The organism is Clostridium fallax (assembly GCF_900129365.1).
In the GTDB taxonomy this organism is placed as follows: Bacteria; Bacillota; Clostridia; order Clostridiales; family Clostridiaceae; genus Clostridium_AH; species Clostridium_AH fallax.
This window is the reverse complement of sequence record NZ_FQVM01000009.1, coordinates 34,248-51,565: the sequence shown is the minus strand read 5'-3', so window position 1 is coordinate 51,565 and position 17,318 is coordinate 34,248. Positions and strand designations below refer to the sequence as shown.

Annotated in this window: 19 protein-coding genes; 15 read left to right on the top strand and 4 right to left on the bottom strand. The window is 26.4% G+C overall.

Annotated features, from left to right (window positions below):
• The first annotated feature begins 140 nt into the window (after nt 1-140).
• Complete coding sequence (locus BUA70_RS06370; RefSeq protein WP_072895057.1) at nt 141-335, top strand: DUF4250 domain-containing protein; 195 nt, start codon at nt 141-143, stop codon at nt 333-335.
• A gap of 71 nt (nt 336-406) precedes the next feature.
• Nucleotides 407-1,363 carry a carbohydrate kinase family protein gene (locus tag BUA70_RS06365; RefSeq protein ID WP_072895054.1) on the top strand — a complete coding sequence of 319 codons (957 nt, stop codon included), beginning with the start codon at nt 407-409 and terminating at the stop codon, nt 1,361-1,363.
• A 160-nt stretch (nt 1,364-1,523) separates the two neighbouring features.
• Here the strand turns inward: BUA70_RS06365 and BUA70_RS06360 are convergent, their stop codons facing one another.
• Entirely contained in the window at nt 1,524-2,834 is a 1,311-nt protein-coding gene (locus BUA70_RS06360; protein ID WP_072895050.1) for a sodium-dependent transporter, read from the bottom strand.
• A gap of 350 nt (nt 2,835-3,184) precedes the next feature.
• Nucleotides 3,185-3,856, bottom strand: a complete 672-nt coding sequence (locus BUA70_RS06355) for an MgtC/SapB family protein (protein WP_072895047.1) — start codon at nt 3,854-3,856, stop codon at nt 3,185-3,187.
• Nucleotides 3,857-4,127: 271 nt separating this feature from the next.
• Between BUA70_RS06355 and BUA70_RS06350 the strand changes: the two genes are divergently transcribed.
• Complete coding sequence (locus BUA70_RS06350; protein ID WP_072895042.1) at nt 4,128-4,400, top strand: hypothetical protein; 273 nt, start codon at nt 4,128-4,130, stop codon at nt 4,398-4,400.
• 185 nt (nt 4,401-4,585) lie between these two features.
• Nucleotides 4,586-5,950: an MATE family efflux transporter gene (locus BUA70_RS06345; RefSeq protein ID WP_072895037.1), complete on the top strand. Its 1,365-nt coding sequence runs from the start codon at nt 4,586-4,588 to the stop codon at nt 5,948-5,950.
• A gap of 90 nt (nt 5,951-6,040) precedes the next feature.
• Here the strand turns inward: BUA70_RS06345 and BUA70_RS06340 are convergent, their stop codons facing one another.
• Entirely contained in the window at nt 6,041-6,343 is a 303-nt protein-coding gene (locus tag BUA70_RS06340; protein WP_072895034.1) for a hypothetical protein, read from the bottom strand.
• A gap of 317 nt (nt 6,344-6,660) precedes the next feature.
• Between BUA70_RS06340 and BUA70_RS06335 the strand changes: the two genes are divergently transcribed.
• Both BUA70_RS06335 and BUA70_RS06330 read left to right on the top strand, forming a co-directional pair.
• Nucleotides 6,661-7,296: a hypothetical protein gene (locus BUA70_RS06335; protein WP_072895031.1), complete on the top strand. Its 636-nt coding sequence runs from the start codon at nt 6,661-6,663 to the stop codon at nt 7,294-7,296.
• A gap of 89 nt (nt 7,297-7,385) precedes the next feature.
• Nucleotides 7,386-7,916: an N-acetylmuramoyl-L-alanine amidase gene (locus tag BUA70_RS06330; protein ID WP_072895028.1), complete on the top strand. Its 531-nt coding sequence runs from the start codon at nt 7,386-7,388 to the stop codon at nt 7,914-7,916.
• Between the two features lie 86 nt (nt 7,917-8,002).
• Here the strand turns inward: BUA70_RS06330 and BUA70_RS06325 are convergent, their stop codons facing one another.
• Nucleotides 8,003-8,707, bottom strand: coding sequence for a polysaccharide deacetylase family protein (locus BUA70_RS06325; protein ID WP_072895025.1), 705 nt, complete (start codon nt 8,705-8,707; stop codon nt 8,003-8,005).
• 170 nt (nt 8,708-8,877) lie between these two features.
• On the opposite strand from BUA70_RS06325, the gene BUA70_RS06320 reads away from it, so the two are divergent.
• From BUA70_RS06320 to BUA70_RS06280, 9 genes are all read left to right on the top strand, one after another.
• Nucleotides 8,878-9,156 carry a hypothetical protein gene (locus BUA70_RS06320; RefSeq protein WP_072895021.1) on the top strand — a complete coding sequence of 93 codons (279 nt, stop codon included), beginning with the start codon at nt 8,878-8,880 and terminating at the stop codon, nt 9,154-9,156.
• Between the two features lie 269 nt (nt 9,157-9,425).
• Nucleotides 9,426-9,734, top strand: coding sequence for a hypothetical protein (locus BUA70_RS06315; protein WP_072895018.1), 309 nt, complete (start codon nt 9,426-9,428; stop codon nt 9,732-9,734).
• Nucleotides 9,735-9,748: 14 nt separating this feature from the next.
• The gene (locus BUA70_RS06310; protein ID WP_072895016.1) at nt 9,749-10,783 is read left to right on the top strand and encodes a V-type ATPase subunit; all 1,035 of its coding nucleotides are present in this window, start codon (nt 9,749-9,751) and stop codon (nt 10,781-10,783) included.
• Between the two features lie 16 nt (nt 10,784-10,799).
• Nucleotides 10,800-12,764: a V-type ATP synthase subunit I gene (locus BUA70_RS06305; RefSeq protein WP_072895013.1), complete on the top strand. Its 1,965-nt coding sequence runs from the start codon at nt 10,800-10,802 to the stop codon at nt 12,762-12,764.
• 27 nt (nt 12,765-12,791) lie between these two features.
• A complete protein-coding gene (locus BUA70_RS06300; RefSeq protein WP_072895010.1) occupies nt 12,792-13,211 on the top strand; it encodes an ATP synthase subunit C in 420 nt (139 codons plus the stop codon).
• 15 nt (nt 13,212-13,226) lie between these two features.
• Entirely contained in the window at nt 13,227-13,535 is a 309-nt protein-coding gene (locus tag BUA70_RS06295) for a V-type ATP synthase subunit F (RefSeq protein WP_072895006.1), read from the top strand.
• A 10-nt stretch (nt 13,536-13,545) separates the two neighbouring features.
• Complete coding sequence (locus tag BUA70_RS06290) at nt 13,546-14,154, top strand: V-type ATP synthase subunit E (protein WP_072895003.1); 609 nt, start codon at nt 13,546-13,548, stop codon at nt 14,152-14,154.
• An 11-nt stretch (nt 14,155-14,165) separates the two neighbouring features.
• Nucleotides 14,166-15,926 carry a V-type ATP synthase subunit A gene (locus tag BUA70_RS06285; protein ID WP_072895001.1) on the top strand — a complete coding sequence of 587 codons (1,761 nt, stop codon included), beginning with the start codon at nt 14,166-14,168 and terminating at the stop codon, nt 15,924-15,926.
• Nucleotides 15,927-15,935: 9 nt separating this feature from the next.
• The gene (locus BUA70_RS06280) at nt 15,936-17,318 is read left to right on the top strand and encodes a V-type ATP synthase subunit B (protein ID WP_072894999.1); all 1,383 of its coding nucleotides are present in this window, start codon (nt 15,936-15,938) and stop codon (nt 17,316-17,318) included.

Here is a 17,318-nt window from a genome sequence, read left to right as displayed (position 1 = left end):
GTTATGAAGTCTTTCTAATTTTTATATAAAACTTTTCAATAAGAGGAATTTTAGGTAAAATAAAATTTGTATTTGATTTTAATTTAAATTATATTGTAAATACTAAAAATATAAAATATTTAAATATATGAGGTGGAAAAATGGAATTAGGAAACTTAAGACAAAGAGATCCCTTTATGCTTTTAAGTATTATAAATTTAAAACTTAGAGATTATTATAATTCTCTTTTTAATTTATGTGATGATTTAAATGTGGATGAAAAAGAACTTAAAGATGTACTTTTATCTGTTGGATATGTTTACAATGAAGAAAATAATCAATTTGTTTTAAAATAAGGAAAAAAGCCACTACTCAAAAAAAAAAATTATGATAAAATAAAGAAGTTAGAGTAGGAGGATGGAAAAACATGAACAAAACAACAGAACCATATTTACTTGTTATAGGTGCATCAGTAATAGATATATTTGGTTTTAGTAAAGCTACCTATAGATCACATAATTCAACTCCAGGAAGAGTTAAATTATCTTATGGTGGGGTATGTAGAAATATTGCTGAAAATATGGCCAGAGTAGGAGTAAATACGAAATTTATATCTATACTTGGTGATGACGAAAATGGATATAATATGATGAGTCAATCAAAAGAAATTGGCTATGATATGAGTGATTCATTAATAGTAGAAGGAGCAGGAACTCCAACATATTTGGCAATATTAGATGAGAATGGGGAAATGGTTTCTGCAATTGCAGATTTAAAAATAATAAATGCATTAGACCAAGAATTTTTATCAACTAAAGCAGAGATTATATCTAATGCAGAGTATGTTGTTTTAGATTCTGATAACCCTAAAACAATGGAATATTTATTACTAAACTATGGAGATAATACAAAATTTATTTTAGATCCAGTTTCAGCGGCAAGAGCTGAAAATATAAGACATCTTGTTAGATATTTTCATACAATAAAGCCTAATAGACATGAAGCAGAAGTTTTAGCTGGCTTTCCTATAAAAAGTGATGAGGATCTATTAAAAGCTGGAGAATATTTTTTGAGTTTAGGAGTAAAAAATGTATTTATAAGTTTAGATGAAGAAGGCATATTTTTTACTAACGGCAAAAAGTGGGGAAAAACAAAGGCCAGAGATGTTTTGGTAAAGAATGTAACTGGAGCAGGAGATGCTTTTGTAGCAGGTTTAGGTTATGGATATATGAATAACTTATCCTTAGAAGAAATAGTAAAACTTGCAATAACAATGTCTACTATAACTATAGCTCATGAAGAAACAATACATCCTAAAATGGATATTAATTTTGTTAATGAAGAGCTTAACTCTCTTGATTGGGAGCAAATTACATACAAATAATTAAATTGTATAAATAGTTTATTTTTATATTCTATTTTAAGTTTTAAAATATTTAAAGGAACTTTATCAAAATTTGATAAAGTTCCTTTTTTTAAGATTAAAATAAAAAACATTATAAATATTTTTATTTTAATTAATATTATATTCAAATAATACATTTTTAAATTCCACCATAAATTATACCCAATAATATTATTATAGCAGTAGATATAGGAAGTATATATTTTGAAAGAATAATAAAACTTTTAGAAAGTGTTCTATTGCTTCCCTTAATTATTTCATTAAAAGCTCTAAATTTAGGTAAAAACCATATAAATGATATCATAGCTATTAATGCTCCAAGTGGTGCTAAAACTATAGTTATAAAATCTGAAAACTTTGTAAATAGTGTCATACTTAAATCCATGGGAATACTTACTATAAAAAATATTACTGATAAAATTAAGGTAGCTTTTTTTCTTGATAAATTTGAATGACTTATAAGTAGATCTGTACCACAGTTTAACATATTTATAGCAGAGGAAATAGCTGCAAATACTACAGTTAGGAAAAATAGTATGGCAAATAAACTTCCACCTTTCATATTTTTAAATATTTCAGGAATAGTTATAAATAATAAAGATGGACCTGACTCTGGATTTAGTCCAAATGAGAATACCGCAGGCATAATAACTAAAGCAGACAGTAAAGCAGATAGTAAGTTAAATATTATAGTTTTGTTACTAGCATCTAATATATCTACATCATCTTTTAAGTAAGAACCATATAAAACTAAACCGGCACCAGTTAAAGATGTAGAGAAAAATGCTTGTCCTAAAGCCATAATCCAAGTCTCTATATTTAATAAGGATTCCCAATGAGGTAAAAATAAGTATTTCAATCCTTCTATAGAATTTGGAAGAGAAATAGATACTATTGCTAATAGTGAAAAACCTATAAATAATGCAGGCATTATACACTTATTTAATTTTTCTATTCCATTTTGTACACCTAAAATAACGACTATAGCAGTTAATAAAATAGCTAAGCCATGCCAGAATATACTATTAGAGTTTCCAGCTATATTTAAAAAGCTAGAAGCAGTATTTAAATCTTTAATTTTAAAAGTTATGCTTAAAGTAAAATATTTTAAGATCCATCCAAAAACTATAGAGTAAAAAAGAAATATTCCTAAAATACTTAATGTAGGTATTATAGATATCAAATTTTTTAAAGGTAGATTTTTATTTTCTAAAATATTTTTAATTGCATCATAAGGACTCTTTTTCATATATCTACCTAGAGCTATTTCTAAAATCATACCAGTTTTTGCAAGGGTAAAAGAAAATATTATGTAGGGTATTAAAAAAGCAGCTCCACCATAAGTTCCAAGTCTCCAAGGAAATAACCAAATGTTACCTAGTCCTATGGCAGCACCTAAACAAGCTAAGATAAACCCCATTTTACTAGAAAATGTTTCTTTTTTTTTCATAAAATTAGCCTCCTTATTATATCTTTTGTATTTAATGAGATTTATAAAAAAAAGGTCACATAGTATTTTTTTACTATGTGACCTAAAATTTTTATAATTAAAGCCACATAGTATACTATGTGGCTTATTTTACATAACTTTAAAACCATCATAGATACAAAACTCTCGGTTTGTATCTATAATTTTTAATACAAACCTTATCTATAATAGCTAAAGTAAAATATTCTATTTACATTACTAAGTGATAAAGTTATTATTTTCATAAAGTTAATTACCTCTTTTAAATATTTTTTTTAGTATACCACTTAATTTTTGATAAATCAATATAAAATAATCTGAAAAATTAATGATTATATATTTTCTATATTTATAGATAATACATTAGGCAATTTTTGAATATTTTCTAATAATAAGGAATTATCGTTTGACATTTTTGTTTTAAGTTTACATTCAATAAGATAGTGTATATTATCGTTATCTTTAAGCTTATCACATTTATAACTTAGAACTGTGCTTTTATTTTCTTGTAAAACTTTTAAAACATCTAAAGATGAATTAGTTGAAAGTTTTATATTTACATCTAATATTTTAGTTAGTTGATATTTAAATAATCTTTGAAGTAGTTCAAGACCCACTAATACAAGAAGGGTAGAAAATATTGCTAATTTATATAAGCCAGATCCAATAGTTATTCCAATACCAGCAGTGGCCCATATTCCTGCTGCAGTAGTTAAACCCCTAACAATTTTTTTCTCTATAATTATAGTTCCAGCACCTAAGAATCCTACTCCACTGATAACTTGTGCAGCTATTCTGCTAGGATCTAAACCTATGTGATTATAAGAAATCACATCAAAAAAGCCATATTTAGATACAATCATTATAAGTGCGCTTCCAACGCCTACAAGAAAATGTGTTCTAAATCCAGCTTCTTTTGACCTAATTTCTCTTTCTAAACCTATAGCTCCTGCTAAAATCCCAGCAACTATAAGTCTTAAAAAAAGCCAATATGAATCGTGCATTATAAATCCCCCTTATTTTAAAATTTGTATATAGAAGATAATTTTATATATAATTTACCTTTTTAATATTATAATACAATAATAGATTATTAAAAATTTGGATTTTCATAATAATTTATAGTTGTTAATTAGGTTTAAATATTAAGAATATATTTTAAAACTTAGATAATTTTATTTAAACATTATAAATATTACAAAGAGCATATTTCTTTTTAGAAATCTTTTTACTATAATATATATAAAGAGAAAGTATAAAAAATGAGGTGATAATATGAAAATGAGTAAAGGAAAAGTAGCTTTATTGGTAGCAGCATCAGCAGCTTTAGTTGGAGCAATTATTTATGATAAAAAGAAAAATGGATGTTGTATGAATGAAGAAGGTATGGAAAATTATAACTGTGAAGATGAGTGTCATTGCAATGATGAAGTTTGCAGCTGCGAAGATGACTCCTCTCAATGTAAAGAAAATGAAAATTGTTGTAATGACAAAAAAGATGAATCTTTAGAAGATGTAAAAGAAGAAAAAATATCTGAAAATAAATAAAGACAATAAGGAAACATAAAATTTATTTTAATTAATATGAAGGCGAATAAAAATTTTTTTAAAATCTTATGAAACTCTTAAAGTAATTTTGATATAATAAATTGCTTTAAGAGTTTTTTATTTAATTATTATTGACATTTCTTTAAATTATTTATACTATATTACATTAATAAAGGAGGTAATATATGAAAAAGAATATAAATTTAACAGAAGGGAAAATAGTTCCTACATTGATAGCTTTAGCAATGCCTATTATAGGCACATCATTTATTCAAATGGCTTATAATATGACCGATATGTTTTGGCTTGGAAATTTAGGAAGTAAATCTGTAGCAGCTGTTGGAACAGCAGGATTTTTTATATGGTTTGGTCAATCTTTAATGATAATTTCTAAAATAGGTGCAGAGGTTGGGGTATCTCAAGCTGTAGGAAGAAAAAATGAGGTAGAAGCTAAAAGTTATATAAGAAATAGTATTAAGTTAAATATAATTTTGTCAGTAGTTTATGGAACTTTATTAATTTTATTAAGAAATCCACTTATAAGTTTTTTTAATTTAGGAGATTCAGAAGTTATTTCAATGTCCATAAATTATTTAGTTATTGTATCTATAGGAATTAGTTTTAATTTTATAAACCCTATATTTACAGGAATATTTAATGGATCCGGTGATAGTAAAACACCATTTTATATAAATACTTTAGGACTTTTATTTAATATTATATTTGATCCAATTTTAATATATGGATTTGGACCATTTCCAAAGTTAGGGGTTATAGGAGCAGCATTAGCAACAGTTATTGCTCAAATCATAGTAACCTTATGTTTTATATATGCAATAAGAAAAAAAGTTGAAAGTTATTTTAGAATAAATTTAAAAGAACCTCTTAATGGAGAATATATTAAAAGAATTTTTAAACTTGGATTCCCTGTTGCAGTTCAAAATGGATTATTTTCATTTTTTTCAATGCTTATTGCAAGGATAATTGCAGATTGGGGATCCACAGCTATTGCTGTTCAGAAGGTTGGGTCTCAAATAGAAGCTATATCCTGGATGACAGCAGGGGGATTTTCTACTGCATTAGGGGCTTTTGTGGGACAGAACTTTGGAGCTAAAAAGTGGAAAAGAATTTTTAAGGGATACTTTGTAACTATAGGAATGGCTGTTTTAGTAGGTATTTTTGCAACAGCTCTTTTAGTTTTGGGAGGAGAACATATATTTAAAATATTTATTCCAGAGGCGGAAGCTGTATCTATGGGAGCTGTATATCTTAAAATTTTAGGATATTCTCAATTATTTATGTGTATAGAGATAACAACTTCAGGAGCCTTTAATGGACTTGGTAAAACATTAATTCCTTCTATAATAAGTATAGTTTTTACAGGGTTAAGAGTACCTTTTGCAATATTATTATCTGGTACATTTTTAGGGTTAAATGGAGTTTGGTGGAGTATAAGCTTAAGTAGTGTAGTTAAAGGGATACTATTAGTAATAATATTTGTATTTATAGTTATTATACCTAAAAAGAAAGAGTTTAAAGCTTTAAATTAGTATAATATTTTATAACTGAAAAAACCATAATAAAAGATAATTTTTATCTTTTATTATGGTTTTTCCTTTAAAATAAATCTAAAGATGATATTATTCATATTTAAATTTTATTATTACTTCTTTAATTTCACCACTAGAATTCTTTCTGATTTTAAAATCCTTTATATCTTTAAAATCATTATTTACTTGATAAGTAAGCTCAGTAATAGTAGCTTTTGTTTTTTTGGCGATATCATTATCTTCTACTATAGTAAATCTATCTTTTTTTGTTGTTATTTCATTTTGAGTATCGTCTAAGATAACATAGTATTTATCTCCTTCATCTAAAACAACGTACTCCTTTCCTAAAGTTAGTGTTGAACAAAGAGCGTTATTTTTACATTTTATTTTCATAATATTCGCCTCCTAAATACATCTAAACTCAATATAACACATTAATGAAATTGATAAAATATAGAATTTATCATTTGTAAAGTTATACAAAAAATTATAGTAAATTTATATAATATTACAAATAATACCTGTAGTTACATAAGTTTTATTTGAATAATTTTAGTTTTTAAGGAGAATCAAAAAAGTCATTAAATTTAAATATAATATTTGAATAGACCTAGATATTATAAGGTAACAATAGTTACAGAATTAATTATTTTAAATTGATATAATAAATTATAATTTAGAAAATCTTATATTTAGAAAGGATATTTTTTATGAGTTTGTTTTTAGGAAAAATACATTATTGGCTTTTTAATAAAATAAAGTTTTATGAAGAAATAGAATCTAAAATTGTTGAATACGGAAAAATAAATAAAATTTTAGATGAGGAATTTATAAAAAAGGTTTATGAAAAGTATGGAGAACCTATAGGAGATAAACCATTAGAAGATATTATAGATGAAAGTAATATTCATGGGTGGTTACAGGATAAAATAAATTCTTTAGAAGGAAGACAAGCAGCTTTTGTAACTAAAATATTAGAAATTAACAAAGAAAGTTTATATGATTTAAAGAATATTTTTAAAGAAAAGGGTTTAGAAGCAGGAAAAGTTCATAAAAATGGAAAAGATATATTAAAGGCTATGGAAATCTATAACTCTATAAATGATTATATAATAGAGGGGATGCCATGTGATAGAATAAATAATATTTTAGAAAATAGTGACGAATTATTAGTTTTTAAAGCTATAAAATGTATTCATAAGGATTTTTGGGATGAAGAGAATGGAGATGTAGAAAATTTTTATATATTAAGGGATTCTTTAATTAAGAATTTTGTACAAACATTAAATAATAAAGCAATTTATGAAGCTAAAGAAAATGGAGAAAGATTAATAAGAATTATGTAGATATTAATTTTAAGGATATTTATAAAGTTTCACAATACCTCTTTTTTTGCATAAATTATAGTATTAATGTGTAAGAAAGGAGGTAAATTATGTATTTAAGCAAAGGTACTTTAATTAGTGGAGATGCAGGGCATAATTGCTTTCCAGATTCAGGAGCAGTTGGAATTAAGGAAGAGGGAATATGTACTAAGGAAATTTGGAATATGGTTATGGTTAAATTAAATAATTTAGGATATAAAACTAAAGATTGTACTCCATGGGAAATGAAATTTAATTCTATAGGAGAATCTTTAAAATTTAGAGTTAGTGAGGCTAATAAAAGCAAATCTTCATTACATTTATCAATACATTTTTCAGCTGGAAAAGGCAGAGGTGTAAGATGTTTAGTTAATGAATTTAATGGAAAATCAGAAAAGATTGCAAATAAAATATGTAATGAAATATCTAAGTTAGGTTATTATAATAGAGGTGTAGAAAGTGGATACTTATATACCCTAGAATATACTAATATGCCTTGTATTATAATAGAATGCGCCTTTGTAACATCTAAAGAGGATATGGAGATTTATAATAAAGAATTAATATCAACTGCAATAGTGGAAGCGGTAACCAATATTTGATAAAGATGTACAAACTGTATAATAGTTAAACTTAAAATACTCCCTTTATAAAAAGTAAATTTCTTTTTATAAAGGGAGTATTTATATTATTTTTTTACCCTATAAACTTCTTTAGTACTTTCATCTATCTTTTTAAAAGTAAAACCTTGTTTTTTTAGGTTATCTATAATAATTGGCAAAGCTTTAGCTGTATTTTTGTTTACAGAGGAACAATGCATTAATATTATTGAGCCATTTTTAGCATTACTACAATTTTTAGCTATTTTATATGGCTCTAGATAAGGGTTTAAACCGTCACCACTATCTATATTCCAATCATATATTTTAAAATTATATTTATGAAGAGAATCTACCATAGTCTTAGTTAACCTAAAGGATTTATTATTAGAACCAAAGGGAAATCTTAATATATTACTTGTAATTCCGGTAACTTCATATATTGCTTTTTGAGTATCTAGCATTTCATTAATAAAACTTTCAGAATTTTTATATAATTTGTTTTTATCATGGGTATAACTGTGTAATCCTAAAGAGTGATCTTCTTTTGCCATCCTTTGAACTAAATCTTTTTCTTTATTGACTAAATTACCAATAAGAAAAAAAGTAGCTTTTACATTTTTCTCTTTTAAAACATCAAGGACTTCAGTAGTTACTGGTGTATTAGGACCATCATCAAAGGTTAAATATACAAATTTTTCGTCAAGAGTTTTTTCTTCATTAACAGGTAAACTAGATCCTATAAAAAGAGATGATAAAATAAATAAAATTAATAAATATATAAATTTTTTCATATTAATTCATCCTTTCTGGTATTATTCCTATTTAATATTTTGCCTAAAATAATATAAATTATGACATAATAATTAAGAATTATAGAACTACAATTTAATATACAAATGTTATATTTAGATGTTATAATATGTTGTATGGTAGAAGAATTTAAGAAGAAGGATTGGTAACTATGAATAACACATTAAGAAGTATTATAGTCATAGGAATATCTATATTGCTTGTTTTTTTAGCAATAAGCTTATTTGTTTGGTTTATTCCTGTTATTATAGTAGGAATTCTTATAGTAACTGTTTATGTATATATAAAGAATAGCATATATAAAAGAAAGCATAAAAGAAAAGAATCAGATACTGTATATGAAGAAAATTTTAATAGTAATATAGATGATGAATATGAAAATCATAAAGTTGTAGATGTTGATTATGAAGATATTGATAATAAAAAATAAATAAAAGTTTAAAATAAAAGAGGGATTTACCTTATATTTAAAGGTATTTGTCTCTTTTATTTTAAGCAAAAATCATTTTAGAAAGATATATGGAAAAAATTACATTTTAAAAATTTTAATAGTTTGTTATAATATTTACAAAATATACAATATATAAACAAAATAATATTATTTAGGAAACCTGTTAATATTTATAAAATAAATATAAAGGGTTTTCTTAGTTTATAATCAGTCTCATTTTGTTATTTGTAGTAGAGAGGAGGGATTATATGGATTCTGTAATATCTAAAATAATAGAAATTGACAAAGATGCTGAGACACTTAGAAGCAATATTAAATTATTAGTTAAAGAACAACAAAATGAAATTAAAAAAAGAATTAATATTTTAGAAAAGCAATGGGAGGAGGAAGCAAAACATATAAAAGAATCTATTTATAATGAAAAGGTAGATGAAGCTCATTGTATAGGACAAAATATAGTTAAAGAAAAAAACAAAACACTACAAGAAATGAGATTAAAATACGAAGAAAATAAAAATTACATAGTTATGGAGGTAGTTAAAGAAATACTTACCTAATAGAGGTGGTTATTATGGGAAATTTAGTTGAATTTAGTGCAGTTAACTCTAAAATGATGGCTATTAAGGGAAAAATGATAAAAAAAGATGTTTATGATGAGCTTTTAAATGCTAAAGACTACAATAAAGTTGTAGAGATATTAAGAGATAAAACCCATTATAAAAATTTATTAGAAAGAGAAGATATAAGTGTTTTAAGAAGAATAAATTTAGAAATGCTTTTAAATAAAAACTTTGTTTCTCTCCTTGAAAAATTAAGTCATTATTTTAGTGGTGATTATAAAAAAGTTATATCTATACTTTTCTTAAGATATGAAGTAGAAGATTTAAAATTAATAATTAGAGGAAAATTTATTGAAAAAGATAAGGAAGATATAAAAAAAGCATTACTATTTAGAAGTAAACTCAACACAATAGATTATGATTATCTTATAGAAGCAAAAAATTTAGATGATTTATCAGAAAGGCTTAAAGGAAGTATTTACTATAAAACAATAAAAAGAAATATAGATAAAGTAGATAAAAGTTTATTTATGTTAGAAACTGAACTGGATTTTTTATATTTTTCATCTATAAGAAAAATTGTGAAAAAATTAAATAAGGAAAATAGAAAAGCTTTAGAAATAATAATAGGATTTCAAGCAGATTTAGCTAATTTATCTTGGATATATAGAGGAAAGTTTTACTATGAGATTACACCAGAAGAACTTTATAATTTCACTATATATGATAGGTATAAACTAAAGAAAGACTTAATAAAAAATCTTTGCTATGCTAAAGGAATTGATGAGTTTAGGGATTTAATAAGAAAATTTCCATATAAAAGCATATATGATACTACAGATGTAGCTAATATACAGTTAAATGAGAAAGAATGCCTAAAAAAATTCGTAAGCAAAATATTTTCAAAGAATGAAAGTAATCTATCCACATTATTAAGCTTTATAATACTTTATAGACTAGAAATAAATGAGATAATAACTATAGCAGAAGAAAAAAGATATAGCTTAGATTTTGATGAAAGTAAAGAGTATGTGGCAATGAATTAATAAAGGCGGTGAGATTGTGGCTATTGAGAAGATGTATATGATGAATGTAGTAGGAACTATAGAAAATTTAGATAAATTTTCTAAGTATTTAGTTCTAGAAAAATGCATACAACCTATAAGCGCTTTAAGTGAAATAAACTCTTCGGATTTTCTATTAGAAACTTCCCAAGATAATTTAGAAGCAATTATAGATGTTTGTTATATAAGACCTTATGAAATTAAGGATAATACTACAGACACACATAAACTACTTAAAAAAATGGCAGAAGCAAAGAAAAAATTTAAGATTAAAGATAAAAAAGTTAATAAAATAATTTATAAGTATGATATCTGTGAAAAGAAAATTAAATCTTTATACGAAAAATTTTCTGAAAAAACAGAAAAGTATGAATTGATCATCAAAAAAGAAGAGGTTTTATCTAAAAGTTCAATTTCACTAGCATACTTAAAAGATGTCGATAAAGATTTAAAAGAAATTAAGTCAATGAAGAATTTCGATGTAGCCTTATATAAAACAAAATTAGATAATATGAAAAAGTTAGAAGATAATTATGAAAATATACCTTCTATAATACAAGTAGTTTATAGGGATAAGGATGAGAGTATATTTTTATCATTATCTCCTAAGGTGTTTAAAACAGAATTAAATAGAATATTTGATTCTGCAGCCTGTGAAGAGCTAATTATACCAGAAGGTTATGAAGGAACTCCTTATGAAGTTTCTCAAAAATTAAAAGATGAATTAGTTAATACTAAAAAGGAAAAGGATCAACTAAAGGAAGAAATTAAAAGCTTTTTAAGGGATAATAATGAAGAAATATATATATGTGAAAAAAGCGAGGGACTAGAAAGATTATCTCAACAAATAAAAAGAAAGGTAGCATGTACTAATGAATTCTTTTATTTGTGTGGATGGGTGCCAGAAAGTATGTTAGATGCTTTTGATAATGTTTGCAAAAATTTTGGTAACGATGTATTAGTTATTAAAAAGACTGCAAATGAGGTTAATAATACAGAAACACCGCCACCAACAAAGTTAGATAACTCTCCATTATTTAAACCTTTTGAAATAATGGTAGATATGTATGGAACTCCAACTTATGGGGAAATAGATCCTACTATATTTTTAGCAATAACCTATACAGTAATATTTGGAGCTATGTTTGGAGATGTTGGACAAGGATTAGTTTTATTTTTAATTGGATTATTGCTTAAATATAAAAAAGGTAAAATTGGTCTAGGAGGAATCTTAGCTAGATTAGGAATAAGTTCAACAATATTTGGATTCCTTTACGGAAGTGTATTTGGTTCAGAAGAGATTATATCAGCAATCTTAGTAAGACCTATGGAGGATATAGAAGATGTATTACTTTGGGCAGTAGTTTTTGGTTGCATTTTATTAATCTTAGGATTTATCTTAGGAATTATTAATAGAATGAGAAGAAAGGACTATGAACAAGGAGTTTTTGGTAAAGATGGTATAGCAGGCCTTACATTTTATGTAACTGCTCTTTTATTTATATTAACTAAAGTTTTAAAAATAGATTTAATACCAAATTCAGTATTTATTATTATTTTAGTTTCAATGTTAGTATTAATACTTCTAAAACAACCAATATCCAATTTAATTCAAGGCAAGAAACCTTTATTTAATGATGGACCTAAAGATTATTTTATTGAGGCTAGTTTTGAAGTAATTGAAACAGTTTTATCAATGTTTTCAAATACAGTTTCATTTATAAGAGTAGGTGCCTTTGCATTAAATCACGTTGGATTATTTATTGCATTTGCAGCTATGGCAGATATGATGAATCATGCAGTAGGTTCAGCATTTATACTAATATTAGGAAATATAATTATAATTTGTCTTGAAGGTTTAATAGTATTTATACAAGGATTGAGACTTCAATATTATGAATTATTTAGCAAATATTATGATGGTGCTGGAATAGAATTTAAGCCAGTAGGATTATCATTATAACAGAATTTTTAGAAGAGGTGATTTATTATGTATATACTTTTAGGATTAACATTTTTAATAGTAGTATCAACTATAACTTATGGGGTAGTTACAAGTGGAAAAGATGGAATTAAAGGAAAGATTAAGATAAAGAAGGCTTTAAAAATAAATTTAAGTGTATTTATACCAATTATGACAATGGCTTTAATTATGAATATACCAACAGTAGCTCATGCAGCAACATCTGCAACTAGCGCAAATGGACTTGGCTATTTAGCAGCAGGTTTATCTACAGGACTAGCAACAATAGGAGCTGGTTATGCAGTTGGTGCAGTTGGTTCATCAGCTTTAGGAGCAGTATCAGAAGATCCTAAGATATTAGGTAAAACTCTTATATACGTAGGACTTGGAGAAGGTATTGCAATATATGGTCTTATAATATCCATAATGATTCTTTCAAGACTATAAGAGAGGAGAATTTTTATGAAAAGCTTTTTGATAAGTGATAATAAAGATACTCTTGTAGGTATGGACATGGCTGGAGTTGATGGTGTTATTTTACATGGTGAAGAAGAAATAAAAAATAAATTAAAAGAGTTAAAATACAATAAAAATATTGGGATTATAATAATAACCGAAAAAGCAGCATCTATGGCTAGCGATGTAGTTAAAGATATTAAGCTTTCAAAAGGAACTCCTCTTTTAGTTGAAATACCAGATAGGCATGGTTCAAAAAAAGGAGAAAACTATATGTTAAAGTATGTAAATGAGGCTATAGGTCTTAAGCTATAGGAGGGATACCATGACTACTATTGATGATAAAATAAATTTATTTTCAAAAATGATATATGATAAAGTCAATGGAGAAAAAGAAGAACAATTAAAAAAAGTAAATGAGGAAAAAGAAAAACTTATAAAAAAAGAAGAAGAAAGAATTAAAAAGCTTAAAAGTGATTATATTAAAGAATTTACTAAAAAAGCTAATATAAAAGAAAATCAAATAATATCAAAAGAAAAATTAGAAATGAGAAAGGAAATTTTAGCGTTAAGAGAAAGTTTTATTAATGAAATAATCGATGAAGCTAGAGAAGAATTAGTTAAATTCACCAGAAGTGATGATTATGAAAATTATTTAATATCTAATTTAGAAAAGGAATTAAGTCATTTAGAAAAGGGAAGGTATACAATAATTCTTAGTAAAAATGATGAAGAAAGATTTGAAGAAAGAATTAAAAGAATTACTAATTCTTTAAAGGATAGATTAGTAAGCATAAAAATTGATAATAAAATAATAGGTGGATTTTCTATAGTTAATGATGATAAACACTTTAAAATTGATGAATCTTTACAAAGAAAATTAAATGAAAAAAGAGATTTTGTAGGAATTAAAATTATAGAAGCACTTTCTTAGGCGGTGATATTATGAAAGGTAGAATAATAGGCGTAAATGGTCCAGTAGTTAAAGCTGAAAATATGAAGGGCTTTAAGATGAGAGAAATGGTTATGGTTGGAGATAAGAAACTTATTGGAGAGATAATCATTTTAGAAGACGATGAAGCTACTATTCAGGTTTATGAAGAAACTGGAGGAGTAAAGGTAGGAGAAGAAGTAATTCCTACAGGTAATCCACTTTCACTAAAGCTTGGTCCTGGTATATTAGGAAATATGTTTGATGGAATTGAAAGACCATTAAAAACCATTAATGAAATATCCTATGGATTTATTCCAGAAGGAGTAGGACTAATTTCATTAGATGAAGAAAAATTATGGGATGTAAAAATTACTGTTAAATTAGGAGAATACTTAAAGGGTGGAGATGTTTATGGAGAAATACAAGAAACTGAAACTATACTTCATAAATTAATGGTCCATCCAGAACTTAAAGGAACAGTAATAGAGGTTAAAGAGAGTGGAAAGTACAATATAGAACAAACTATTGTTAAGATAAAGGATGGAGAAAAAATATATGACTTAAAACTTTATCAACAATGGTCAGTAAGAAAGGCAAGACCTGTTATAGAAAGAGAAACTATATTTAAACCTCTTGTAACAGGACAAAGAATAATAGATATATTTTTTCCATTAGCTAAAGGTGGTACTTGTGCTATACCTGGAGGATTTGGTACAGGAAAGACAATGACTCAACACCAATTAGCTAAATGGTCAGATGCTGATATTATAGTTTATATAGGATGTGGTGAAAGAGGTAATGAGATGACAGAGGTTTTAGAGGATTTCCCAAAACTTATAGATCCTAAAACTAATCTTCCTCTTATGAATAGAACTGTACTTATTGCAAATACATCTAATATGCCAGTTGCAGCAAGAGAAGCATCTATTTATACAGGAATAACCTTGGCAGAATATTATAGAGATATGGGATATCACGTAGCTATAATGGCAGATTCTACTTCAAGATGGGCAGAAGCTTTAAGAGAAATTTCAGGAAGACTTGAAGAGATGCCTGCAGAGGAAGGTTATCCAGCTTATTTACCTTCTAGATTAGCAGAGTTTTATGAAAGAGCTGGATATGTGGAAAATTTAAATGGAACAGAAGGATCTGTAACAGTAATAGGGGCGGTTTCTCCAGCAGGAGGAGATTTTTCAGAGCCAGTAACTCAAAATACTAAAAGATTCGTATCTTCATTTTTGTGCTTAGATAAAAAACTTGCTTATGCAAGACACTATCCAGCTATTAACTGGCTTGAAAGTTATAGTGGATATTTAAATCTTTTAAAAGATTGGTACGAGGAAAATGTAGCTCCAGATGTTATGGACCTTAGAGGTAAAATGCTAAAGGTTTTATATGAAGAAAATAAACTTATGGAGATAGTTAAGTTAGTTGGAGAAGATGTTCTTCCTGATGATCAAAGGCTTATAATAGAAATTTCAAAGGTTATGAAAGTAGCATTTTTACAACAAAATGCTTATAACGATATAGATACTTTTGTGCCTCTAGAAAAGCAATATAAAATGCTTAAAGTTATTGAAGTATTTTATAATCAAGGGTTAGAAGCTGTAAAACTTGGTGTTCCTATTAGTAAAATTATGGATAAGGACTTAGTGGAAAAATTATACAAAATGAAATATAACGTTCCTAATGATGATTTTTCTTTACTTGATTCTTTAGAAAATGAAATAAATGATTACTTTGATGATATGAAAGCTAAATATAGAGAGTAGGGTGATATTATGAATAAAGAATATTTAATGCTTGATAAAATACAAGGGCCATTACTGATTCTCTCTAATGTAGAAGGGGTAGCTTATGATGAAGTAGTTGATATAATAGTAGAAGGAAAGGAAAGAAAAAAGGGAAAGGTTGTTCAAATATATAAAGATAAGGCTATAGTACAAGTTTTTGAGCCTACTTTAGGATTATCTGTAGAAAATACAGCGATATCTTTTACAGGAGAACCTTTTAGATTAACTTTATCAAAGGATATATTAGGAAGAGATTTTAATGGAATAGGAGAACCAAGAGATGGGGGAGGAGCCATATATTCATCTAAAAAATATAATATAAATGGGCGTCCTATAAACCCAGTAGCAAGAACTTATCCAAGAAACTACATACAAACAGGAATATCATCAATAGATTTACTAACAACATTAATAAGAGGACAAAAACTACCTATATTTTCTGGGAATGGTATATCTCATAATGAATTAGCAGCTCAAATAGTTAGACAAGCAAAACTAAGTGGCGAAAAAGAAAATAACTTCTGTATAGTTTTTGGTGCTATGGGAATAAAACATGATGATGCTCACTTTTTTAAAAGAAGCTTTGAAGAAGCTGGAGTTTTAGAAAACGTTGTAATGTTTACTAACCTTGCAGATGAACCAGTAGTTGAAAGAATTATAACTCCACGTTGTGCTCTTACAGCTGCAGAATATTTAGCTTTCGAAGAGGATATGCATGTTTTAGTCATATTAACTGATATGACAAATTACTGTGAAGCCTTAAGAGAATTATCTTCTTTAAAAGAGGAGGTTCCAAGTAGAAAAGGTTATCCTGGATATTTATATTCTGATTTAGCATCATTATATGAAAGAGCTGGAATGATTAAGGGAAAAAAGGGAAGCATAACTCAAATACCTATACTTACAATGCCTAATGATGATATAACACATCCAGTACCAGACCTTACAGGTTTCATTACTGAAGGACAAATAGTTTTATCTAGAGGATTACAGCAAAAGGATATATATCCTCCTGTTAATATATTGCCTTCTTTATCAAGACTTATGAAAGATGGTATAGGAAAAGGGTATACAAGAGAAGATCATGGAGAGGTAGCAAACCAAGTTTTTGCAGCTTATTCTAGGGTACAAGATGTCTTATCATTAGCTCAAGTTATAGGAGAGGAGGAGCTTTCTGATATAGATAAATTGTATCTAGAGTTTGGTAGAAATTTTGAAAATAGATTTTTAAAACAACAATTTGATGAAAATAGAGATATTATAGAATCCTTAGATTTAGCTTGGGAAATTCTTTCTATATTACCAAAGAGTGAATTAGATAGAATTTCACCAGAGATTATAGAAAAATATTATAAAAAAGTGGTGAGATAA